This window comes from Flavobacterium sp. (assembly GCF_046296355.1).
GTDB lineage: Bacteria > Bacteroidota > Bacteroidia > Flavobacteriales > Flavobacteriaceae > Flavobacterium.
Map to the genome: position 1 here is coordinate 48,225 of NZ_JBKBLM010000002.1, position 26,014 is coordinate 74,238.

At 36.5% G+C, this 26,014-nt stretch carries 15 protein-coding genes; 7 read left to right on the top strand and 8 right to left on the bottom strand.

Annotated features, from left to right (window positions below; all coding sequences use genetic code 11):
* Positions 1 to 15: 15 nt before the first annotated feature.
* The 8 genes from ACK4HO_RS02225 to ACK4HO_RS02260 all read right to left on the bottom strand — a co-directional run bounded on the left by ACK4HO_RS02225 (position 16) and on the right by ACK4HO_RS02260 (position 15,318).
* The gene (locus ACK4HO_RS02225) at positions 16 to 930 is read right to left on the bottom strand and encodes a GYDIA family GHMP kinase (protein ID WP_409661963.1); all 915 of its coding nucleotides are present in this window, start codon (positions 928 to 930) and stop codon (positions 16 to 18) included.
* A 5-nt stretch (positions 931 to 935) separates the two neighbouring features.
* The gene (locus ACK4HO_RS02230) at positions 936 to 2,252 is read right to left on the bottom strand and encodes a hydroxymethylglutaryl-CoA reductase, degradative (RefSeq protein WP_409661965.1); all 1,317 of its coding nucleotides are present in this window, start codon (positions 2,250 to 2,252) and stop codon (positions 936 to 938) included.
* A gap of 75 nt (positions 2,253 to 2,327) precedes the next feature.
* Positions 2,328 to 5,105 (bottom strand): AsmA family protein, encoded by a 2,778-nt coding sequence (locus ACK4HO_RS02235; RefSeq protein WP_409661968.1) that lies wholly within the window; start codon positions 5,103 to 5,105, stop codon positions 2,328 to 2,330.
* Positions 5,106 to 5,225: 120 nt separating this feature from the next.
* The gene (locus tag ACK4HO_RS02240; RefSeq protein ID WP_409661971.1) at positions 5,226 to 8,102 is read right to left on the bottom strand and encodes an alpha-amylase family glycosyl hydrolase; all 2,877 of its coding nucleotides are present in this window, start codon (positions 8,100 to 8,102) and stop codon (positions 5,226 to 5,228) included.
* 72 nt (positions 8,103 to 8,174) lie between these two features.
* The gene (locus ACK4HO_RS02245) at positions 8,175 to 9,641 is read right to left on the bottom strand and encodes a SusE domain-containing protein (RefSeq protein WP_409661974.1); all 1,467 of its coding nucleotides are present in this window, start codon (positions 9,639 to 9,641) and stop codon (positions 8,175 to 8,177) included.
* Between the two features lie 18 nt (positions 9,642 to 9,659).
* Positions 9,660 to 10,742: a SusE domain-containing protein gene (locus ACK4HO_RS02250; protein WP_409661977.1), complete on the bottom strand. Its 1,083-nt coding sequence runs from the start codon at positions 10,740 to 10,742 to the stop codon at positions 9,660 to 9,662.
* A gap of 17 nt (positions 10,743 to 10,759) precedes the next feature.
* Positions 10,760 to 12,370, bottom strand: coding sequence for a RagB/SusD family nutrient uptake outer membrane protein (locus tag ACK4HO_RS02255; protein ID WP_409661980.1), 1,611 nt, complete (start codon positions 12,368 to 12,370; stop codon positions 10,760 to 10,762).
* Positions 12,371 to 12,381: 11 nt separating this feature from the next.
* Positions 12,382 to 15,318: a SusC/RagA family TonB-linked outer membrane protein gene (locus tag ACK4HO_RS02260; protein ID WP_409661983.1), complete on the bottom strand. Its 2,937-nt coding sequence runs from the start codon at positions 15,316 to 15,318 to the stop codon at positions 12,382 to 12,384.
* A gap of 226 nt (positions 15,319 to 15,544) precedes the next feature.
* Between ACK4HO_RS02260 and ACK4HO_RS02265 the strand changes: the two genes are divergently transcribed.
* The 7 genes from ACK4HO_RS02265 to ACK4HO_RS02295 all read left to right on the top strand — a co-directional run bounded on the left by ACK4HO_RS02265 (position 15,545) and on the right by ACK4HO_RS02295 (position 26,013).
* A complete protein-coding gene (locus ACK4HO_RS02265) occupies positions 15,545 to 16,564 on the top strand; it encodes a LacI family DNA-binding transcriptional regulator (protein WP_409661985.1) in 1,020 nt (339 codons plus the stop codon).
* A gap of 187 nt (positions 16,565 to 16,751) precedes the next feature.
* On the top strand, positions 16,752 to 18,281 hold the full coding sequence (locus ACK4HO_RS02270) for an MFS transporter (RefSeq protein ID WP_409661988.1): 1,530 nt from the start codon (positions 16,752 to 16,754) through the stop codon (positions 18,279 to 18,281).
* Positions 18,274 to 18,927 (top strand): beta-phosphoglucomutase, encoded by a 654-nt coding sequence (gene pgmB / locus ACK4HO_RS02275; RefSeq protein WP_409661991.1) that lies wholly within the window; start codon positions 18,274 to 18,276, stop codon positions 18,925 to 18,927. The genes ACK4HO_RS02270 and pgmB overlap by 8 nt, the downstream gene beginning before the upstream one ends.
* Positions 18,928 to 18,961: 34 nt before the next feature.
* Positions 18,962 to 21,268 carry a glycoside hydrolase family 65 protein gene (locus tag ACK4HO_RS02280; protein ID WP_409661994.1) on the top strand — a complete coding sequence of 769 codons (2,307 nt, stop codon included), beginning with the start codon at positions 18,962 to 18,964 and terminating at the stop codon, positions 21,266 to 21,268.
* A gap of 138 nt (positions 21,269 to 21,406) precedes the next feature.
* Positions 21,407 to 21,784 (top strand): GxxExxY protein, encoded by a 378-nt coding sequence (locus tag ACK4HO_RS02285; RefSeq protein WP_409661996.1) that lies wholly within the window; start codon positions 21,407 to 21,409, stop codon positions 21,782 to 21,784.
* Positions 21,774 to 23,645 (top strand): glycoside hydrolase family 13 protein, encoded by a 1,872-nt coding sequence (locus ACK4HO_RS02290; protein ID WP_409661999.1) that lies wholly within the window; start codon positions 21,774 to 21,776, stop codon positions 23,643 to 23,645. Before ACK4HO_RS02285 ends, ACK4HO_RS02290 begins: the two co-directional genes overlap by 11 nt.
* 4 nt (positions 23,646 to 23,649) lie before the next feature.
* Entirely contained in the window at positions 23,650 to 26,013 is a 2,364-nt protein-coding gene (locus ACK4HO_RS02295; RefSeq protein WP_409662001.1) for a TIM-barrel domain-containing protein, read from the top strand.
* Position 26,014: the final 1 nt, after the last annotated feature.

A 26,014-nucleotide genomic window follows, 5' to 3' on the forward strand; every position in this document is an offset into this window, starting at 1 on the left:
ATTCGGGGTTTTTTATTATAAGATCATTTCGTGGTAAGGGATTACTATTTCAAAACCTCTTTCCTTAAAATAAGCGGTCGGATTTTCTTTGGAAATGCTCAGTATAAAATCGCCACCCCAAGCGCCGAGACTTTTAATTACACCATCAAAATCGTGAAATAAAGTTTCTTTAACCGTCGGCAATTCTAAAATGTTGCTTAAGGCTATTTCATGTTGGGTCAGAGCTAAAGCGAAAGTTTTAGGTTGCTCCGCTTCTACTACTGTTTTGGTAAGGCCATTGATTACCGGAATCGTTTTGCGTATGTCAACTTGATTGCTATAATACGAGGCTATTGCGTTTCTACTATTCTGCTTTTTGTTCAAATAAACAAAGAAAATTTTATCTGTAAAGTCCGGATTAAAGTTCACGATTTCTACCACCGGTTTTTCGGCTACAATTTGGTATAAAATTCCTGAGTTATTTTGGGCGCACGCAATATCGTAGCCACTGCCTCCAAAACTTCTCTTAAGCAGTTCAAAGGCATCAATTTGCAACCATTGGGCAATGTTGTTGATTAGCGTAGAAGATGTCCCTAAACCCCATGATTTGGGAAAAGTCAATTCGGTGGTGATTTTATAACCTTTTGATTGGGTAATGAAATCAGAATTCATTAAATAGGCTTCGTGCAGAATTTCGATTAAAGTATTTTTAACGCTTTTGACATCATCATGGCGTTCCTTTCTGATAATGGAATCAAACGGAATAGTATCTTCAAACCAAATACTTTGATCACTGTCATAACTTGTCCATTGGATAATAATATTGTCAGCTTCTTCGATGATTAAATTTTGACCGTATTTGGTAGGCAACGCAAAAGCTTTGGCGCCATCGAGCACCACATATTCTCCTGTGATGAGTAATTTTCCGTTGCTGTAAAAAGTTTGCTTCACCAAGGCTATTTTCTTAAGTTTTCAATCAATTCCACTACGGCGGAATATGTAACGGTATTTTTCTCGAAATGTTTTACGATTGCTTTTCGTTCTTCGGCAGTGGCTTCAAATTGGTTTAAAATATTATTCAAATGCATTTTCATGTGACCTTCCTGAATTCCGGTTGTGGTTAAGGAACGCAATGCTGCGAAATTTTGTGCCAATCCTGTAACGGCGACAACTTGCATCAATTCTTGTGCAGAAGGTTTGCCTAAGATTTCCAGAGCCATTTTAACCAACGGATGTAAGGAAGTCAATCCGCCAACGGTTCCTAAAGCCAAAGGAATTTCCATCCAAAAAGTAAAAATACCGTTTTCAATTTGAGCATGAGACAAGCTCGAATATTGTCCGTTGCGGGAAGCATATGCATGTACTCCGGCTTCTACGGCGCGGAAATCATTTCCGGTGGCCAAGACTACGGCATCAACACCATTCATGATGCCTTTATTGTGCGTAACGGCACGGAAAGGTTCAATTTCGGCTATACGAACAGCTTGCACAAACTTCTCGGCAAACTCTTGTGGATTTTCTATTTTCTTTTCGCCCAAATCTTCTACTCGGCAAGAAACTTCGGCACGCACTATACAATTCGGAACATAGTTAGACAAGATGCTCATGACAACGGTAATGTTCTTTTCAGCTTCGTTAAAGTCGGAATGGTTTTGTGCTGCTTCTTTTAAAGTTTTCGCCAATTGCTCTAAACACGAATTGATGAAATTCGCGCCCATGCTGTCTTTGGTTTCAAAGGTTGCATGGAGTTGGTAATAATTGTCTAATTCAGCTGTTTTATCTCTGAGTTCCAATCCTAAAATACCGCCGCCACGCTTTTGCATGTTTTTGGTAATGCTTTCGGTAGAATCGATTAAAGTTGGTTTTACGGTATTGAAAAAGGCTTGTAGTTTAGCCACATCACCTTTGAATAAAAAGTGAACTTGTCCAATTTTCTCCGTATTCAAAACGGTCGCTTTGAATCCGCCACGCGTGCTCCAAAACTTAGCCGATTTGGCTGCCGCAGCTACAACCGAACTTTCTTCAATCACCATTGGCACCGAATAATATTTGCCATTGATTAGGAAATTCGGCGCAATGCCCATTGGCAAATAGAAATTGGTAATGGTATTTTCTATGAATTCGTCATGCAATTGTTGCAATTGTGCATCGTTGTTCCAATATTGTTTGATGGTAGTAATCGCTTCGGTCGGATTACTGAAATATTCGTTAGCAATCCAATTGATTTTTTCTTCTTTTGTCAATTTGGAAAATCCGGCAACTGCATTATTCATATCGAAAAATAAAAGTTTATTAGCTACAAAGATAAGTTATAGCATTTGAATTTGTTACCGAAAAACAATGGGAAATTACAACGGTTTTGGTTCCGCTGAAATCGGTTGAGGCACTTCACCTTCGTATTCGTTTTCTTGCAAGTCTTCGGTTTGTTTGCCCAATTTCACTTTAGGCTCGTCTTGCTTTCCTGTTACTTTAATCGGAATACCGATGATACCGAATGGTGGTAAACCTAAACGCATTTTGAGATTCAATTGCCCGTCAAAGCTCGTTTGTCCTTCAATTCTCGGGCGGAAGCCGGCTACTTTGAATTTGAAACGTTCAATATTGATGATGTTATTTTTAATAGTGGTTTTGATATCAACTTGTGAAACATCCGGATTTTTGATGGCGTCTTTGCCTGTTTTTTTGCTTACGGCACCAAACATTTTAAAGCCTTTCATTTTGACTTTCTTTACAGACAAGGTTCCTTTTCCGGTTAGGGATGGATAAATCGGGGCCATATTCGCATCGAGAATTCCGGCAACTTTGTAATCTAACGAAACGATTCCTTCGGCGCTTTCGGCTGCAGTAGCCATTTCGCGGAACATTTTTACTTCGTTGTAAGCGCGTTTGATATCGAATTCTTTGGCAAGGATTTTAAAGTCGAAAAAAGCTTTTTCTGTGGATTGACTTCCGTAAACCAAATCCATTTTAACATTGGAACCAATTAAATCAAAACCTGAATTTTTAAGTTCCAATTGGCCTTTGTTGATTTTCATATTGCCTTTTAAATTGTCAATTGCCAAACCATCAAAATTGATTTTATTCGCCGTGGCATTGAACTGTAAATCGAAATTAGACGGAATAACCACAACTCCGGTTGCCACTGTTGGCTCAGCCGTTTTGATGGTATCAGCAGAGGTTGTCTCAGTTGTTAGCGCCATGAATTCATCGACATTGATATAGTCAGAATGCAATTGGAAATTCCCTTTTAGAATAGCTTTATCGGTCAATACAAAATCGATGACGTTTTGCAAATACCCATTCATTTTAAAATCAGATTGACCGTAGGCTGCGATGAAATCATTAAAGTTCATTTTGTCCTGATTGAACATGAATGTTCCTTCTTTGATGACAAATGGTTTTGGTAAATATTCCGAAGTGGTTTTGATGTTTTTCAGCTTCAAAGTCCCGCTGTTTTGCAACTTAGCATATCTTCCGTTCATGGCATCATCTTGCGAACCTTTGAAAGACACATCGGCATTGACATAACCTTTAACATCGAGTCCTTTTTGGGAAAACACTTTATAGATTTTGCCTAAATCCAATTCGCCTTTGGCTTTGATATCGTACTTGATATTTTCGAAATTCCGCAACTTGGCATTAACAAAAATGGGCTTACCTTCGAACTCAAAAGATGCCGGAGTAATGTTGATACTTAAATCTTCGAGCGACCCTTTTTTGTCTAAAATCGTAGCGACGACATTGATATTTTGAATCGGATTTGGGTAGTAATCTGTTTTAACGTAGCCGTTTTTGAAATTGATTTTTCCACTGGTTACCGGAATCTTACTGTTCTTTTTATCGTAAATACCGACAGATTTGATATCCATATTTAAGATGCCACGCAAATCCATATTTTCCAAACCGAATGCTTTGTCCATTTGGGCCAAATCGATTTTGGAGTTGATTCTCGCAGAAATATTCGGCTTCGATAAACCTTCCGATTTAATAATTGCTTTTACATAATCTTTATCGACATTGAAGAAAATAGAATCGATATTGACTTTTAATCTTTCGGTATCTAATGACGGTAATTTGGTGTCAAAATTCAAGAAGATATTCGATACCGGAAACGGTGCGTCTTTGTATTCAATTAAACCGTCTCTGATTTTCATATTGAAAGCCACATCGGGTTTTTGGTTTTTAGACGCGATGTATTTTCCTTTTAGGGTGAATGACAAATCGGTTCTTCCTTTGACTTTGGTTTTGTCGAGCCAAGTCACGTATGCCGGTGGTAAAGCAGTAAAGAAATCATTTAGCTTGCTGTCTTCAGATTTGATATTGAAGTCCATATCATAACCATTGCTCAGGAAATCGAACTTACCGTTGAATTCTACCGGAAGTTTGTTGATCTTTAAATTATTTTGTTGGAAGACAAACGCAAGTGAATTGGTGTTGATTTTGGTAATCAAATCGGCTTTTACTTTTTTGTTTTTCAGGTATTGTTCTCCGTCATAAGTAAAGTCGAAATCTTCTATTTCGGCTTCCGTATAAATATCGAAAATGGCTTGGTCTAAGTCGCCGTTTCCAATGTAATTAAAGCCATTGGCATCGATTAAAATTTTAGTTGATTGGTCATTATAAACCAAATGAGAATCTTCAATCGCAATTTTATCTAAACGAAGAGAAGTGTTGCCGGTAGTATCTTTTGGTTTGGTCTCTTCTTCACCGATGTAGACATTATAATTGGCTTCCCCTTTGGCATTGACCTTTACATTAATTAGCGCATTAGACACGTAAACCTTGTCGATGGTAACACTTTTGTCAAAAATCAAAGAACTTAAATCAATTCCAAATGACACTTCGTTGGCAGACAGTAACGTTTCATTTTTATACGGTGCAGAACCTTTTAAAGAGAAATCCGTTAGGGTTAAAGTTAGTGACGGAAAGTGGTTAAAGAAAGAGAGATTGGCTTCTTTGAAATCTAATTCACCATTAAGTTTTTTATTGGCAAAAGCTTTTACTTCTTCGGCAATTTTTCCCGGAAAAAGAATCGGCATCAAAAACATCAAGAGAATTATGGAGCCAAAAGTGATTCCGGTAATCTTTAAAATCCTGACAATGATTGATTTTGATGGTTTTTTCATGGGTCAAAAATACAAAGCGTAAAAGAGACAAAAAAATTTAAGGGGGAAATTTTTATAAAAAACAGAAGCCACGCTGTAAAAACGTGGCTTCTGCAAAATAATTATATAACTAAACTAACCTTATTGTTTAATTAATTTCATCGTTGTAGCATTATTATTTAGGTCAAATGCTTTGACTAAATATACGCCTCTGTTTAATTCATTGATATCAAATTGATAGTCTTCCGATGAAATATTTTCAAATGATTTAACCCTTTGTCCGGTTATCGAATAGACTTCAACTTTGGTTACTTGTCCTTTGATGTTGAAACTTCCTGAGGTTGGATTTGGAAATAAACTTATATTATTACTTCCAACAAAGTCTACATTACTTAAAGTTGAGGCATTATTGCCATAAATTCTAAATTCGCCGGCTGGTATTGAAATATTTTGAGAAGTTGAAGTAACATTTATACTAGTATTATCCATTAAATTGTACCAAGTTCCAACAAATGGAAAACCACCGGACGTATTTAAAGTATTATCGGAAAAATTAGTTCGCACAAAAACATAGCTAAGCGATGCTGTTTGCGTAGTACTTGTCCATACATCTAATCTTGGGCTACCGGTAGCACTTAAATTCCATGCGTACTGACCATCTTCAAATACTGTTTCTGTTTTCTTCAAATCAATCATTTTTGCCCAACTGTTATAAATGTTTAATCTTGCTACATCACCTAACCAGTTATTGGTCCAATGTAGTTGTGGTTTTGTATCTAATTTACAATCAGGGGAAGTAAAAGACACAATCCCATTATTACATGTCCAAAGTGAAGCGGTGTTTCCTAATTCTGCAAAGTGCCAAATCATTTTTGGGCCAGGCACTAAATGGTGCACTGCTCCCATTGCGGGAAATCTTTGCAAAATTTTAGCCAAATTTCCTTGAGTTTGGCCTGCTTCAGTAAATGCTTTATACCCTACTCTTTCTTCATCATGACTTTCGGCATAACCTATATATCTGTTGGTTGTATTATCAGCCACACCGGAAAGATCAGCATAATTTCCTTTTAACAAATTTGCATATGGATCGGTCATTTTTCGCCATTGCATTATACCCTTGGTATCGCCAGAACGTAAATAGTTTGCCCATTCAAGTTCTTCTGTAGCTGAACCGCCAACACCTAAATGTTCAAATATTATTAAAAAGTTAGAGTCAAAAGACCATTGAATATCTGCATATTCTTTGAGTTTTGCTACACGATCAGTTTGATAGGCATTGGTACAAGTTTCATCTCCGGAAGAACAACTATTGGTAAATCCTTTAGTCAAATCCCATCTAAAACCATCTATTTTATAATCTTGTATCCAGGTTTGAATTGTACGTGTTACGTAAGTTTTTGTCATATTGGTTCCTGGACCTGACAACAAAAAATGATTGATATCACTACCTACATTGTAAGAATGTTTAGGCGTTAAATTAATGTATGGGTTTTCAGAAGTTGTACGTTCACCGTTTGTATTTGAATTTGCCCAACCATCACCATCAGGATCTAGCATCCACATTCTTTCTAGCGCTGCGCGTCCAAATACGTGATTCAAAGCAATGTCAAGAATAACTGCAATTCCGTTTTGATGGCATAAATCTATAAACTCTTTTAACTTAGCTGGTGAACCGTATCTTTTATCAGGTGCCATATGAAAAACGGTATTATAACCCCAGCTCATATTTCCTTCAAATTCCATCACAGGCATCAATTGAATAGCATTGATTTTAAGATTTTTAAAATAGTCAATTCTATCAATCATATCTTGATAGGTTCTATTGGCATCAAAATCACGAATCAAAACTTCATAAATAGTCAAGTCTTTCTTTTTTGGCTTAACAAAATTGGTTGTAGCAGCGCTCCAAGTATAATTCCACCATGCATTTGGTCCTGTTTGTAATACCGTAACTTCTCTTTCTTGCCCTACCGGATAAGGAGGTAAATTAGGATAAACTCCGAGTGAAGCAATTTCCGGATCGTCAAAAGGAGACAATACTAGAGTAGAAAAGGGATCGGCTGTTTTAACTAAAGCTGGTGAATTTGCGGGACGACTTGTTTGGTCACATACCCAATATTGATATGTATATACTTGGCCTGGAGTTAGACCTGTAAGTTCCAACCAAAATTTTGTTCCGCTTTTTTTCATTGCATAGGCAGCGGTTGGTTGCCAGTTATTAAAACTCCCGGCTACATAAATAAAATCTTTAAAAGGTGCATTTAAAACAAGCGTTGCTTTTGTGGGGTCTGAACTATTATAATTTATTCCATCAACCATTCCGGTTGGTACAGCTTGAGTAACTGTTGGAGGAGTAATTATAACATTAAATTTTGCAGTAAACGATGTTATTCCTTGTGTCACTTGCAAGCTATACACCTGATTACCTGTTATATTAGTATGTGTAAATGAGTAATTTGCTGTAGTTTGTGTATTAATAACAGTCCCGTTTGCGGACAAGCTATATGTTGCGTTTCCATTAGTATTATTTGCGGTTACAGTTAAACTACTTCCTGAAGTTAAAAAATTATAACTATTCAAAGCAGGAGCTGTTAATGTATATTGAAATGCACCAACAGGAATAAACGCATCTGCTGTTTGAATAGTAGCATCAGAACTTCTAAAAATTATACAAATTTGTGTAATCGAATTAGAAGTTGATACTCCAAAATAAGAATATAAATCAGGAGAAATTGATAGTGTATAGCTAGAGGAAGTTCCTACTTGAGTCATTACCGGCTGAGTATTATTTCCCCATACAGGACTACCTTTAATATTTTGCCATTGTACACCATTTACTGTTACTCCAACATAAGCATATATTGTTCCTGTATAAGCAGCTAATGGAGTACCCGTTTTATTAAAGGTAATAACTGCTGACTGATTAGCAAGAACAGGAGAAGGTGCAGTTGTTATTTGAGCAATTGACAAATGAGTGAACATCATCAAAAACAGTAATATAAAATATCTCTTTTTCATTTGAATTTTATTTTATTTAAAAGGCTATCAAATAAAAAAATGATAGCCTTCTTTTAATTTTTTTTTAATTACTTATTGAGGTAATAAAATATATGCTCCATCTAAATCATTGAACCAAACATCATAATTTCCTGTTGCGGCATTGAAAGGGAAGTTATTACCTCCACTTGCTAACACAGAATTACCGTAAAGTTCTTGTGATCCGGTGTGTCTCCATACATTATCCCAAGCATCATTTGCTCTGATTAAAAATTCGCTCCCTGAAGTAAAATTAACCCCCAAAGCATACCATAAATGTGGATTATTGACATCTTGTGTGAAATTAATTTCATTAGAAGGATCCCATCCACCAATAGCAGCACCAATAATTCCCATTGTAGAATAAGTTGGAGCTCCAGCAGCATTATAAGGTGTAACTGTAAAATTACCTCCTTGACCTACAGTAGTAAAATTATAGGTATAATACCCTGCCGTAGTAACATCAAATGTATTAGGATCACTTCCTCCACCTGTGTTTACTGCTAATGTTGTACCATCATTAGTTCCCCATTGTGGTTGCCATTGTCCCTTTACTTCTAATAATTTGAATGCACCTGCATTAAAATAACCGGTGTAAACATAGTTGTTTGGCACGCTTTGGTTTCTAAATACAGGAGTATTATTATTATTATTATTCCATCCCGGAGAAGTTGCACTTCCTACAAAATATAAATTAGGGAAAGTAACACTATAAGGAGTAACAGAAATGGTCTTTGTTAAAGAAGTTCTTGTTAATACATCTAGACTTTCATTAGTGTTACTCGCTTTTAATCTTAAATCAATATTGCCAGCAGTTCCAGCTGTTAAACCTAATCCCAAAGCTAAAGAATTTAGGTTAGCATGTGTTACAGTTAACGTAGTTAAATTCGTAACAGTACCTAAAGAAGCGGGTGAAGCAAAACTTGTTCCACCAAGAGCCGCTTCAACATTGTAAGTTACATCAATATTTAAGTCAGAATTCAAGACAACATCTGTCCAATTTACTGTAAGTGCTGTGTCTCCAGAAGTACTAAGAGATAATACAAATGCAGCTCCATCAGACGGACTAGTAAGAACCGGCGGATTTGTTGGATAAGTTGTTACGAAATATAGAACTGAATTACTTAATTGACTTCCTGTATTTATCCTTACATAAATTGTAATGTCTCTGAAAGTTTCTACTCCGGCATCTCGAATGGCATTATTTAAATCTTGTACAGAGATGGTAAATTCTTTCAAACTTGTGTTTCCTAAGGTTACAACATTTGTAAAATCAACATCTAAAGACATTTCAACGATGTAATTTGAACTACCTGTTAAATCATCTTCCCATACTGCTGTAAGTGCTGGGTTTTGTGGGAGTCCAAAATTAAGATAAACAGAACTTATCTCAGGCTCAGTCAATTTAAATGCTGCGTCTGGTGAAATAATTTTTAAATTATCTTCTTTATCACAGGAATTTAAAACAAACATTAATGATAGTAACAGTATACTACTTATTTTATTTATATGAATTTTCATATTTCTAGTTTTTAAAAGTTATAAATTTAAAGGTATCATAATGTAATGACCTGTTAAATCATTAAACCAAATATCATAATCATCTTCAACTACAACCGGAATATTTGAAATAGTTGTTGAAGCAGTTCCAGAGAATGAAGTAGTTCCACCCCAAGAAGTACTAGTATTTGATGTAAATTTCAAATCACCAGGCGTCAAATGCAATGTATTTACAAACCAAATATGACTATCAAAACCTGATTGAGTCATAGTTGTAGTAGCACTTGAACTTCCTTCAATAGTCATAGAAGTATAGCTTGTTGCTCCAGTAGCATCATAAGGCTCAAATGTAAATGTGTTTGTACTATAATTAATAGTAAAAGCATAAAACCCTGCAGCAGCTATAGAACTATTGTTATAAGGAAAAGTACCCGGATCTGAACCTCCGCCAGGGTTTACATTTATCCCCGAGCCATTATTGGTTCCCCATTGTGGCTGCCAAAGTCCTTTTTCTTCAAGAACCTTGAATTGACCAGCTGTAAAATACCCAACAAATCTATATAAATTAGGATTTTCTCCATCTCTAAATAATGGTGGATTGTTGTTGTTATTATTCCAACCTGGCTGAGTTGCATCTCCTACAATATAATAATCTTTAAATGGATAATTAAAGTAAGGATAAGCATTAAAAGAGATAGTGTTAGAAGCTACAGGCAAACTTGAAGTTGTTCCTATAGAAGAAACAACTCTTAAATAAGCAGTATTCCACTGAAATGGTGGCAAACCTGCGCTACCAACGGCAGAATTTAACTGGTTAACTGAAAGTGTTGCCGAATTCCCATTAACAGTTGTCACTAATATTGGGTTGGTAAAAGCTTCATCAGAACTGGCTTGTACACTATAGTTCACTGATGTTTGTTGTCCATAATTAGCCGAAGTCCAATTTAAAGTAACAATTGGATTGTTTGGGTTTGTTTGGTCAAGTTCTATGTCTGTTATATCTAACTCTGACAATACAATTGGATCAGTCTCATAAACTTTAAGGTCTGCATTGTCATTATCACATGAACTTACAAACAATAAAGCACAGAACATAGGTATTAAAATTGATATTTTTCTCATAATTTTTCTATTTAAAATTAATACCCTGGATTTTGAGTTAAATTAGGATTTGCTGCTATAGTTTGTGCTGGTAAAGGGAATAATTTACGGTTATTTGAAATAGAAATTCCGTTTATACCGTTCCCTTTCCATGCCCAGTTATAAGCACCTCCTGTATACAAATCAAATCTTACAAGGTCTTGTCTTCTATGGCCTTCCCAATGCAATTCTCTTGATCTTTCATCAATAATAAATTGAAGAGTAACTTGACTTTGAGTAAAATCCGGGAAATCATAGCCATTAGCTCTATCTCTCAATTCGTTCAAATAGCCTAAAGATGTAGCGCTTGCATTTGCAGTTGAACTACCATTATTAGCACCATCTTTTCTCATTTGTGCTTCAACATACATTAAGTAAGCATCGGCAAGACGGAACAATGGAAAATCTGTATTTACAAAAGTTGAACTTGGCCCAGGTATACCTGTAGAGGAAATATTAGAATATTTTTTCAAAATATAACCTTGGTCTTTATTAGAAATATCGTTAATTTCTAAAGATCTTGGTCCACCTCCAGTAATTGTTTTTCTGGTATCAAAATCATAATCAATACCGTCAAATTTTTGAACAAATTGCTTTCTCAAACGTAAAGCACCTCCCCATCCACCTACTCCAATAGCTGAACCGTTACCTTCTAGTGAACCTACTTGACCATTACACATTACTGTTGTTGGCCCATAATTTTGAGTTGAAACTCCGTCTGATTGCAATGTGAAAATCATTTCAGGAGAAGTCTCATTATCCGCTTTAAAATTATTTAAATAATCCGGATTCAAAGTATAACCACTTCCTATAACATCTGCACACTGAGTCATACAATCTGCATAACGGTTTTGTCCAATATAAACTTCGGCATTCAAATATATTTTGGCTAAAACCATTTTAGCAAAAGCTTGGTCAAGTCTTCCGTATTCATTAGTTCTTGCAGGCTTTAAATTTGGTAAAACTTCAAGCATTTCACTTTCTACAAAAGCAAATAATTGCGCTCTATCATATTGTGGCCCTTTAAAATTTAATGGATCATTTTCAGTAATAAAAGGTGCTTTACCAAACAGATCCATCAGATTATAATAAGCAAACGCTCTTAAGGCTCTAACTTCGCTTCTATACGTTTCTATGTTAGCAACATCTACAGGATTTGTAATTCCTCTCGAAGCTAATTTTTCGGGAGTTGATTGTCTTAAAAACTCATTTGCAAAAGCTACTTCTACCATTGTTCTACTATACATCCCTATCAAAAGAGGATTAGAAGAGGTCCAAGTATTACGTTGCAACTCAGCAGTACCGGCATCACCTTCATAACTCCAAATTACTTCATCTGTTGTTAAGTTTTGCAAATACCATAAACATCTTCCAAACTGACTTGTACCTGCATCAACTCCTTGAAGGAATGAACTACCTGCATCACCAGTTCCGGTCAAAGAAAGATTTCCATAAACTCCTCCTAAAGCCTGTTTGTAACCTGCAGCAGTAGAGTAAAGTATCTCGTCAGAGAGTACTCTAGGATCTTCTGAAACTACATCCAAATCACTAGTACAAGAACTTAGTCCTGCAAAAGCAATAAGGGCATAAATAAAATTAATTTTTTTCATATTCTTTTTTTTTAAAATTTCACATTAGCCCCAAACAAGAAAGATCTTTGTCTAGGATATACTGTATTATCTACTCCGTTATTAGTAATTTCAGGATCAATTCCTGAATAATTAGTAATCACAAAAGCATTTTGAACGCCGGTAAACAATCTTAATGATGCTTTACCATCTAGCCATTTTTGGAAAGTATATCCTAATGATATATTATCCATTCTTAAGAATGAAGCATTTTCAACATATCGGTCAGATAAAGCCACATTATCTCTGATGGCAAAATCAGTATCCAATACCGAAGTTAAAATATTAGCCAATGCACCACCTGTTGTTAGCTGATCGTATTGAGCATTTCTTGCTTCAAAAGCATTGTAAACATCATTCCCAATACTTGCTCTTAGATTAAATGAAAAATCAAAGTTTTTGTAGTTAATAGTGGAAGCCAAACCAAAAGTAGCATCTGGATCAGGGTTTTTATAAACATATTTATCACTTGAGTTGATGATACCATCTCCATTTAAGTCTGCATAAGCACCTTCAATAGGTCTTCCTGCGCTATCATATAATTGTTTATATAAGAAATAAGAGTAAGGAGAATATCCTTCTGTTAGTATTTGAGCTTGGGTTCCAGTTCCTAGAATGTTTTCTCCTACTAAAATGTCTGCATCAAAAATTAACTCATTGATTTTTCTTTCAAAAGTCGTGAAGTTAAAATTCAAATTCCAATTAAAATTATCGGTTTTTACCACATCGGCATTTAACCCTAATTCAATTCCTTTAGTGCTAAAGCTACCTACGTTTTGCCAAGCTCTATTGGCAAAGTTAGCTCCATCAGATACTGCTGCATCTACTAATAAATCTTTTGATTCTTTATAGAACACATCTATCGAACCATTAATTCTACTAAACAATCCAAAATCAAGTCCTACGTTATAAGTTGTTGTTTCTTCCCATTTCAAAGTTGGGCTTAAACGACCCGGTATAGCGATTGGTGTAGCAGAAGGGCCAAAAAAGTATTGAGATGAACCACTACCAACATCAATTCTTTGAAGATAATCATTTGCAGCAGGTATATCTTGTTGTCCGGTAATACCCCAACCTAAACGAAGCTTCAAATCAGAAATTGTTTTACTGTCTTTTAAGAAATCACCCTTAACTTTCCAAGCAAAAGCTGCTGACGGGAAATTACCCCAACGGTTATCTTCAGAAAAACGAGAAGAACCATCTCTTCTGTATGATAAAGTGAATAAATATTTATCATTCAAATTAATGTTTGTTCTACCAAAGAAACCAATAAGAACTACATCTGTATCAAAAGACTGTCTTGGAAATCCTGTTGGTCCTCCAGGTAAGTTAGGATCGTTAACATTCCCTGTTTCAAATCTATTGGCCTCGAATTTTTGATAAGAATAACCACCTGTTAAATCAAATACTGTTTTACCAAAAGTTTTGTTGTAAACAAAATAAGCATCTAACAATTTGTTTCTTCTAAGGCTTTCTGTAAATTCATTTGTACCATATGGAATATTATTATTAGATCCCGAAGAAGCTGCAAATTCTCCAGCTGTTCTTGATCTTTCACCATTGGCTTCATCAAAACCTACATTTACAACCGCTCTCAAAGCAGGGAAGAAATGAAACTTATAATCTAATTCAAAATTACCATACAATCTATTATTTATACCATAATCATATGTTTGTAATAATTGAGCAACAGGATTTCGAATGGTTTGCGGAGTGATTTCACCACTTGCTTGGTTATGATATTCAAAAAATCCTTCATATACTGAATTCACATCATATATAGGTTGTGTTGGATCAAATCTAATTGCCGCTCCTTCTACACCATCTGCAAAACGGTTTCTTTCATTAGAATAACTAGCGTTTAATTTCAATTTTAAATGATCTTTAAACATACTAGGATTTAAAGCAACCGAAACATTGTTTCTGTTAAATGAGTTGGTCAAACGCAAACCTTCTTGATATGTATTACCAATCGTAATACGTGATGGTATAGCATTAAAAAGATTTCCTCTTAACGTTAAACTATTATCAACAAAATCAGTTCTTCTATAAATCGCTTCTTGCCAATTTGTATTGGCTGTCCCTAATTGAGTAACCCCAATTGGTCTAACTTGTGTAATAAGGTCTCTAAATTCATCACCATTAAAAACATCAAGTGTTTTTACTAATTTTCCTGAACCGTACTGAAAATTATAGTCTACAGATAATTTTTTACCCCCTTTTTTAGTTGTAATAATAATTACCCCGTTGGAAGCTCGCGAACCATATATAGCCGTAGCGGAAGCATCTTTTAAAACAGAAAATGATTCAATCGTATTCGGATTAATTGATGACAGAATAGAAGTCGCTCCTGTTCCGGTGTTATTTTCTATCGGCAACCCATCAATAACTATCAATGGATCATTTTTAGCAAATAATGATGCACCTCCACGAATTCTAATTTCAGATCCAGAACCTGGCGCTCCACTAGTATTAATGGTAAGACCAGCAACACGACCATTTAACAAATTCTCAGCAGTTACGTTTGCTCCTTTGTTAAAATCCTTGGCTGTTACTAACGAAACAGATCCTGTAGCATCTTTTTTCTTAACATTTCCATACCCAACTTGTACCACAACTTCTTGTAGCTGATTGGCGCTTTCATCTAAGCTGATGTTTACAGTTTTTTGTCCTGAAAAAGTCACCGTTTTAGAGTCATATCCTATGAACGAAAAGACAACTTTGTCTCCGTTTTTTAGGCCTCCTAATTGGAATTTTCCATCAAAATCTGTTGTGGTGCTGTTGTTAGCACCTTGAACAATTACATTTACTCCCGGCAATGGTTGGTTTGAATTGCTGTCAACAACAACTCCACCCAAAGTGCTCTGTGCAAGAGCGCTAAAAGGCAGTAGCAGGAATAAAAATAACAACTTTTTGTAAATTGTTTTCATACGTTTTGTTTAGGTTAAAAATTTAATTTTGTGCTTGTATTTTTACTTCGATTGTTAAATTTATGTAAAAAAATCAATTCACAGAATAAACGCTCGTTAAATCTGTACCGAAAACGTTTTCGTGTTGAAAACTTTTCCATAATTTCATTATTTTAAGGCTAAAATTGACAGAATAAAAAATAACCTATATCTTTATTCAGAAAACAGTATTTACCCTATTCCCAAAATGAAAAGAAAAGTTACTTTAAAACAAATTGCCAGAGAACTTGACGTCTCCATTTCTACTGTCTCAAAATCATTAAGAAACAGTTTGGAAATAAGTGAAGATACCCGCCAAAAAGTGCAGGCATTTGCCAAATTATACAACTACAAACCCAACAATATTGCCCTAAGTTTAAAGAACAAAAAAACCAAGACCATTTGTATTATTATTCCTGAAATTATCCACCATTTTTTTGCTACGGTAATTAGCGGAGTAGAAAATGTGGCCAACGAAAATGGTTATAATGTTTTGGTTTGCCTATCTGACGAATCATTTGACAAAGAGGTAATTAACATGGAAATGTTAGCCAACGGAAGTATCGATGGTTTCATCATGTCGCTGTCAAAAGAAACCCAACAAAAGAAAGATTTTCACCACATAGTCGAAGTAATCAATCAAGGAATGCCGGTCGTAATGTTTGATCGTGTGACCAATGAAATTCTTTGCGATAAAGTAATTATTGATGATAATCTCGCTGCTTTTAATGCAACCCAACATTTAATCGACAAAGGCTTTAAAAAAATAGCCTTAATTTCAACAGTTGATTATGTAAGTGTCGGAAAATTAAGAACGGAAGGCTACATCAAAGCCCTCAAAAATAACGATCTCAAAGTGGATGAAAATCTAATCTTGAAAATCGAAGACACCGAAAATTTCGAAGACAGTATCGCCAATCTTTTGGCAAACAATGAAATTGATGCCGTTTTTGCCGTAAACGAATTATTCGCGGTAACCGCCATAAAAGAAGCCAATAAACTAGGGAAAAAAGTTCCTGAAGACCTTTCAATTATCGGATTTACTGATGGAATTATTTCTAAATACTCTTCTCCAAGCATCACTACCGTCAGTCAAAACGGCGTAAAAATGGGTGGCAAAGCTGCTAAAATGCTGATTGAAAGACTAGAAGCCGAAGAAGAAGACGAAGAACAATACAAGACCGAAGTTATCGAAACCGAATTGGTCGAAAGAGAATCCACGAAATAAAAGGGTTTTTATCAACAAAAAACGTTTGCGTAACTTGTCATTGTCATTTTTTTTAAAGAGAATCATCACAATATAAATTCTTTATTATCTTTACCATAATTATCAAAGCTTGTACTTTACTTCGAAAATAGATTAAAGTTTTGATAAGCAAAGCGCTTATCGTATTACAAACCAATAAATTACGATAATGGAAAAGCGTAAATTAGGTTTCTGGCAAATTTGGAACATGAGTTTCGGATTTCTGGGGATTCAGATGGGTTTTGCCTTGCAAAATTCAAACGTTAGTAGAATATTTCAAACTTTAGGAGCCAATATTGATGACATCCCTATATTATGGGTTGCTGCTCCTTTGACCGGTTTAATTGTTCAACCTATCATTGGTTATTTCTCAGACCGAACTTGGACCAGATTAGGCAGAAGAAAACCTTATTTTTTGGCTGGTGCCATTTTAGCTTCAGCAGCGTTATTCATCATGCCTAATTCACCCGTACTTTGGTTTGCCGCAGGAATGCTCTGGATAATGGATGCGTCTATAAACGTTTCAATGGAACCATTTCGAGCATTTGTTGGAGACAATCTACCCGAAAAACAACGCACGATGGGATTTGCTATGCAAAGTTTTTTTATCGGAATTGGCGCCTATTTTGCTTCCAAACTTCCTTTAATTTTTACCTATTTCGGCGTTGAAAACACAGCACCTTTAGGCATTATTCCTGACTCGGTAAAGTACTCGTTTTATCTTGGCGGCGTAGCTTTCATTGTAACCGTTCTTTGGACAGTGCTTACTTCTAAAGAATATTCTCCGGAAGAAATGGAAGCCTTTGAAAAACACCAAGAAACAGAATTCAAAAAAGAAACCCATTCTGCGGAATGGTTTGCTACCAATGCAAAATCACATTTAACAAAAGGTATTTTATTTTTGATTGTCAGTGTTATTTTTTCTTATGCCATTTTTCATTATGACTTAAAGAAAGATTTATATGTACTTTCCCTAGGCTTAATTGGATTAGGTGGATTGGCCATGTTAGTCTCCGGATTATTGCAAAATGCCAACAAAACAGACAATGGTTTTGTAACCATTATGAACGATTTTCAGTTTATGCCCAAAATCATGAAGCAATTGGCTTGGGTTCAATTCTTCTCTTGGTTTGCTTTATTCTCTATGTGGATTTACACTACACTTGCCGTGACACAACACATTTACGGGACAACAGACACTACTTCGGAAGCCTATAATAATGGTGCCAATCAAGTAGGTGAGATGTTTGCCAACTACAATTTAATTGCCGCTATTGCTGCCTTTTTGCTGCCGTTATTAGCCAAATACACCAGCCGAAAGTTTACGCATTTCATCGCTTTAACTTTTGGTGGTCTAGGCCTAATTTCTATTTATTTTATCAAAGAACCAACCGTTTTCACAATGGAATGGCTACCAATGATTGGTGTAGGAATTGCATGGGCTAGTATTTTGTCCATTCCATACGCCATGTTATCCGGAGCTTTACCATCAAGTAAAATGGGTTACTATATGGGTGTTTTCAACTTCTTTATAGTAATTCCACAGTTGGTAGCTGCTTCAATTTTAGGATTTTTAGTGTCTAGATTTTTTAACAGCGAACCTATTTATGCCCTATTAATTGGTGGCGCATCGATGATTCTTGCCGGAATTATTTCACTCACCATCAATGACAAATCGAAAATTATAATTAATGAGTAAAAAAGCATTCATTTTCGACCTTGACGGAGTTATCGTTGACACAGCCAAATACCATTTTTTGGCGTGGCAAAAGTTAGCTCAAGAGTTAGGAATCGAATTTACCCCGGAACACAACGAAGAATTAAAAGGCGTTAGCCGCGTTCGTTCTCTTGACATCATTTTAGCATTGGGCAATGTCCAAGCTTCACAAGAAGACAAAAACAAGTGGCTAATCCAAAAAAACGAAGAGTACTTATCCTACTTGGTCGATATGGACGAAAGCGAATTACTACCAGGAGTAATCAATGTTCTTCAATTTATTAAAGAAAAAAAACAACTGATTGCCTTAGGCTCGGCCAGTAAAAATGCCCGACCTATTTTAGAAAAAACCGGGATTTTGCACTTCTTTGACGCCGTCGTTGATGGTAATGATGTAGCCAATGCCAAACCCGATCCTGAAGTTTTTCTGAGAGCAGCCAAATTGGTAAAAGCCAACAACAAAAACTGTATCGTTTTTGAAGACAGTGTTGCCGGAATTCAAGCCGCCAATGTGGCCAACATGATAAGCGTCGGTATTGGAGAGGCAGAAATATTACACGAAGCAAAATACAATTTTAAAGATTTTACGTTTATGGATCTTTCTTTTATAGAAGCGCTCCTCGACTAAAATTGAATGATAAAAGGACAATAAAAAAATTACAATGAACCAAGACTATATAAAACCGGACAACTGGTCGATTATTGAAGAAGGATTTGATTTAGAAAGAGTAAAATCCTCGGAAAGTTTATTCAGCATCGGAAACGGTGCCATGGGTCAACGCGCCAACTTTGAAGAATTCTATTCGGGAAATACTTTCCAAGGAAGTTACATCGCCGGAATTTATTATCCGGACAAAACTAAAGTGGGTTGGTGGAAAAACGGCTATCCGGAATATTTCGCCAAAGTGTTAAATGCACCGGTTTGGATTGGAATTCTAATAGAAATCAACGGCGAATCGCTTGACATGGCCGCATGTAAAATAGCCAATTTCAGACGCGAACTCAACATGAAAGAAGGTTGGTACAATCGCTCTTTCTCAGCCACGTTGAATAACGGAATCGAAATCGATGTCAATGTTAGACGCTTTTTGTCTTTGGATTTAGATGAATTGGGCGTAATCAAATACGAAATCACGCCGAAAAACAATGATGCCACTATCGTTTTCAAACCTTATTTAGACGCCGGAGTACACAACGAAGACGCTAACTGGGAAGAGAAATTTTGGGAACCATTGGAAACCCAACACAAAAACAACGAAGCTTTTGTCGTAGCACGCACTTTCAAAACCCATTTTGAAGTGGCAACTTATATGCACAACAGCATTTATATCAATAACGAAAATCAAAACGCCGAACCAACATTCGTAGACACGACTTCTGATAAAGTCATTTTTACTTATGAGCAATTGGTTTCAAAAGGACAAACAGTTGCTTTTCAAAAACTAGGTGGTTACACCGTTTCGATGAATCATTCGTCAGCAGAATTGATTCCGGCAGCGCAAAATGTTATCCAACAAGGATTGGCTTTAGGCTATGATACTTTATTGCAAAACCAAATCGATTCTTGGGCCAAAATCTGGGAAATGAGCGATATCACTATCGATGGCGATGTAAAAGCCCAACAAGGAATTCGCTTCAATATTTTCCAATTGAACCAAACGTATTTAGGCAAAGATTCTCGCTTAAACATCGGTCCGAAAGGATTCACAGGAGAAAAATACGGCGGTTCGACTTATTGGGATACTGAAGCGTATTGTATTCCGTTTTACATGGCGACCAAAGACCAACAAGTAGCGCGAAACCTATTGGCTTACCGTTATAACCAATTGGACAAAGCCATCGAAAATGCCGAAAAATTAGGTTTCAAAAACGGCGCTGCTTTGTACCCAATGGTAACCATGAACGGCGAAGAATGCCACAACGAATGGGAAATTACGTTTGAGGAAATCCACCGAAATGGCGCGATAGCTTTTGCCGTTTTCAACTATTACAGATTCACCGGAGATTACAGTTACATTCCTGAAAAAGGGTTGGAAGTTCTAATCGGCATTGCCCGTTTCTGGCACCAAAGAGCAACTTTCTCTACGTATAGAAATCAGTATGTAATTTTAGGCGTAACCGGTCCGAATGAATACGAAAACAACGTCAACAACAACTTCTACACGAATTATATTGCCAAATGGTGTATCGATTATACCATCGAGCAAATCGAAAAAGTAAAACAAGAATATGCTTCTGATTTTGACAGAATCATGAGCAAAGTGAAATTGGAACCAACTGAAATCCTTCACTGGAAAAAAGTAGCCGACCACATGTATTTCCCGTATTCTGAAGAACACGATGTGTATTTACAACAAGATGGTTTCTTAGACAAAGAATTGGTCAAAGTGCACGATTTAGACAAATCACAACGACCAATCAACCAAAAATGGTCTTGGGACAGAATCTTGCGTTCGCCTTACATCAAACAAGCCGATACTTTACAAGGTTTTTATTTCTTCGAAGATCATTTCACCAGAGAACAATTGGAAAAACATTTCGACTTTTACGAACCGTTTACTGTTCACGAAAGTTCATTATCACCATGTGTTCACTCCATTCAAGCCGCTAATTTAGGCCGAATGGAACAAGCGTATACTTTCTATTTGAGAACGTCACGTTTAGATTTAGATGATTACAACAAAGAAGTCGAAGAAGGTCTACATATCACCTCAATGGCCGGAACTTGGATGAGTATAGTGGAAGGTTTTGGCGGAATGAGAGTGAAAAACGACACTTTGCATTTCGAACCAAGAATTCCGAAAGACTGGAATGGTTATTCTTTCAAAATTAATTTCAGAAACCAAATTTTAAAAGTTTCTGTTCACCAAAATGAAACCAACTTTACCCTAGAAGGCGAAACAGCGATTTCGGTTTATGTAAACGGTAAAGAAGTTTTGGTAGAGCCAGACAGTTTGGTGACTGTTTAGTTTCTCGCAAAGACGCAAAGTCGCAAAGATATTTTACTTTGCGACTTTGTTTTTTTAATATATAAAAGTGTTGAACCTTTTTTTGCGCCTTCGCGGCTTTGCTTAAAAAATATTTTTCATGACTATAAAATATAAAGTATGACAGAAAACGAACTTTCAAAAATCATAGTTGACATAAGTTATAAAATACACACAAGACTTGGTCCCGGTTTATTAGAAAGTGTTTACGAAGCCATATTATACCATGAATTAACAAAAAAAGGCTTAATAGTAGAAAGACAGAAACCAATTCCAATAGTTTGGGATGATGTTCATTTAGACATCGGTTTTCGTTCAGATTTGATTGTGGAAAATAAAGTTATCATTGAAATAAAATCAGTTGAAAAAATTTCAAATGTTCATTTAAAACAACTCTTAACTTACATTAGAGTTACTAATTTAAAATTAGGATTACTAATCAATTTTAATGAAGCATTAATAAAAAACGGTATAAAACGAGTAGTTCATGGATTATAATAAAAAACCTTCGCGCCTTCGCGCCTTCGCGAGATTAACGACAATTATAGTGTTAATCTCTTCTTCGGCTTTCGCCCAAATTGACAAAGTAGAACCGCCGTTTTGGTGGAATGATATGACGCTTTCCGATGTTCAAATTATGTTCTACGGCAAAAACATTGCCCAAAACGAAGTCACTGTTACCAACGGTATTATCATTAAAGGCATCCAAAAAACCGAAAACCCGAATTACCTTTTCGTAACCATTGAAACCAAAAATAGTCCGGCTCAGGATATTGTTTTCACTTTTAAAAATGGTAAAAAGTCCTTCACCCAAAACTATTCGCTCAAATCAAGAAGAGAAAACTCCCGTTTTCGCAAAAGCTTCGATAGTTCAGATATGATTTATTTAATCATGTCTGACCGATTCGCCAACGGGAATCCCAATAATGATAGTGACGCTGCTTTAACCGAAAAAGCCGACCGAACCAAAGACAACGGAAGACACGGCGGCGATATCGAAGGTATCATTAAGAATTTAGATTACATCAAAGAATTGGGCGCAACTGCCGTTTGGCCAACACCGCTTTGCGAAGACAACGACGAAAGAGGTTCGTATCACACTTACGGCCAATCCGACGTTTATAAAATTGACGCGCGTTTCGGAACCAATGAAGATTATGTTCGCATGAGCGCCGAATTGCACAAACGCGGTATGAAAAATATCATGGATTATGTAACCAACCATTGGGGTTACAAACATTGGATGATGAATGATTTACCGACTTACGATTGGCTAAACCAATTTCCGGGATTCAAACAAACCAACTACAAAATGACCACTCAATTCGACCCCAATGCTTCAGCCATTGATACTAAAAATTGTATGGACGGTTGGTTCGTCAAATCGATGCCCGATTTAAATCAGAACAATCCATTGGTATTGAAATATTTGATTCAAAATGCCATTTGGTGGATTGAATATGCGGATTTAGACGGATTCCGCGTAGACACTTACCCTTATGCAGACAAAAAAGGCATTGCCACTTGGACCAAAGCCATCACCGATGAATATCCGAATTTTAATATTGTTGGAGAAGCTTGGTTGTACAATCATGCCCAAATTGCCTATTGGCAAAAAGACAGCAAAGTAGCCGCCATTCAAAGTTACAATTCCAATCTGCCGAGTGTGATGGATTTTATGTTACAAGGCATTTTAGGCGGTGGTGTTTTCAATGAAAATAAAGGCAATTGGAACGAAGGCGTAATCAAATTGTACGATAGTTTTACCAATGATTTTTTATATCCTGACGTAAACAAAATTTTGCTCTTCGCCGAAAATCACGACACCAATCGCCTTAATGAAGTGTATAAAAACGACATCAAAAAATACCAAATGGCGATGACAATTATTGCCACTGTTCGCGGTATTCCTCAAGTCTATTACGGTTCCGAAATTGCAATGGCGGGCGACAAAGGCAAAGGCGATGGTGATATTCGCAGGGATTTCCCGGGTGGCTGGAATGGCGACACTAATAACGCTTTCACCAAAGCCGGCCGAACTGAAGAACAAAACAAATACTTTGATTTTACCGCTAAACTATTCAATTGGCGAAAATCAGCAACCGTAATTCATTCCGGAAAAACTACGCATTATATTCCTGAAAACAATGTTTACGTCTATTTCCGTTACAACGAAAAAGAAAGTGTAATGGTTGTAGTAAACAACAATGAAGAAAAACAAACGTTCAAAACCAATCGATTCCTAGAAAACATCAAAAATTACAAATCGGGGAAAGATATCCTCAACAATACCATATTCGATTTGAAAAACGATATTACTATAGATGGTAAATCAGTTTTGGTATTGGAATTAAAATAATCGCATGAAGAAAATATTTTTTTTATTACTTGTCTCTTCTCTCGCATTCGCCCAAAACGCGAATAGAAATTACCTTTCACACAGCTGGAAGAACAATCTATTGGAAATAAAAACCAGTGATGGAACTTATCGAATAAAACCATATTCGGATAAAATTGTAGAGACTTCTTTTATACCAACCGGAGAAACTTTCAATCCCAATTCGCATGCCGTAATAAAAACCCCTGAAAAAATAAAAGCAGCCGTTTCCAAAACAGACCATTCGATTTCGCTTTCCACTAAAGACATTATAGTAGTCATCAATAAATCACCTTTCAGAATAACTTATTCGAATAAAGGCAAAGTCTTGTTGTCTGAAAAAAACGGCTACATCAAAAAAGACAGCACCGAAATTCTACAATTCAATTTAGACAATTCTGAAGTTTTATTTGGCGGTGGCGCAAGAGCATTGGGCATGAACCGTCGTGGCAATCGCTTGGCTTTGTACAACCGAGCCCATTATGGTTATGAAACCCGAGCCGAGTTGATGAACTTCTGTATTCCAATGGTTTTGTCTTCCAAATTGTACGCAGTGCATTTCGACAACGCCGCGATTGGCCATTTGGATTTAGACAGTAAAAAGAACAATACTTTAGAATACGAAACGATTTCGGGTAGAAAAACGTATCAGATAATTGTAGGCGATACTTGGGGAGATTTAGTCTCCAATTATACCGATTTGACGGGTAAACAACCAATGCCGGCTCGCTGGACTTTCGGAAATTTCTCGAGCCGATTTGGCTATCACACCCAAGAAGAAGTCGAAAAAACCATTAATCGATTCAACTCTGACGGCATTCCGGTAGATGCAATTATCTTGGATTTGTATTGGTTTGGCAAAACCGTTCAAGGCACGATGGGCAATCTCGAATGGGACAAAGACCAATTTCCGAATCCCGAGAAAATGATAGCCGATTTAAATGCGAAAGGTGTTAAAACCATTCTAATCACAGAACCTTTTATCTTAACAACCTCATCGAAATGGCAAGAGGCGGTCAATAAAAAAATATTGGTCACCGATAAAACCGGAAAACCCGTGACTTGGGATTTCTATTTCGGAAATACGAGTGTAGTCGACATTTTTAAACCCGAAGGCAACCAATGGTTTTGGAACGTATACAAACGCTTAATCAACCAAGGTGTCGGCGGTATGTGGGGTGATTTGGGCGAACCCGAAGTTTTCCCTTCCAAAGCCATGACAGCAGCCGGAAAAGCGGATGAAGTGCATAATATTTACGGGCATAATTGGGCCAAATTAATAGCCGACGGTTACCAAAAAGATTTTCCAAACCAAAGACCATTTATTTTGATGCGCGCCGGTTATTCGGGCTCGCAACGTTTTGGGATGATGCCTTGGAGCGGCGATGTCTCCAGAAGTTGGGGCGGATTACAATCCCAAATGGAAATCGCTATGCAAATGGGAATGCAGGGTATGGCGTATATGCACTCGGATTTAGGCGGATTTGCCGGAGATTATTTCGACAACGAATTGTATTTGCGTTGGTTGCAATACGGCGTGTTCAACCCTATTTTCCGTCCGCATGCGCAAGAAGATGTCGCTTCGGAAGTGACTTATAAAGATGTTCAGACCAAGGCTAAAGCCAAAAAATCCGTCGAGCTTCGTTACCAACTAATGCCATACAATTATACTTTGGCTTTCGACAACAACCAAAAAGGTACACCATTAATGCGTCCGCTATTCTTTGAAGAACCAACGAATGAAAAATTACTCAACGAAAAGGAAAGTTATCTTTGGGGTAATGCTTTTTTGGTAAAACCAATTACCAAATCGGGCGTAACTTCAACCGAAGTTTATTTCCCGAAAAGCAACAATTGGTTTGACTTTTATACCGGTAAAAAATATGCAGCCGGTTCGACCGAAACTGTGCCTGTAACTGAAACATCTATCCCAACTTTCGTACGTGGTGGCAGTTTTGTTCCGATGATTGAAACCATACAGAATACCACAAACTATTCGTTGGAAAACTTTAACCTTCACTATTATTTTGATGAAAGTGTAGCTCATTCTACAGGGATGCTTTACAATGATGATGGTGTGACGCCCAATGCCTTCGAAAAAGAGCAATACGAAGCCATCCACTTTTCAAACAAAACCGACGCCAAATCTCTGACGATAAAAATCGCTACGGTATCGGGAAGAAATTTTACTCCAAAGAATAAAGATGTTTCTGTCTTAATCCACAATATTAAAGCCAAACGTATTTTTGTCAATGGACAGGAACAGGTTTACAAAATATTTGCGGAACCGTTGCAGATAAACGTAAATGTGTCAATAGGACCTATTTCAGAAATTAAAATTGAATACTAAA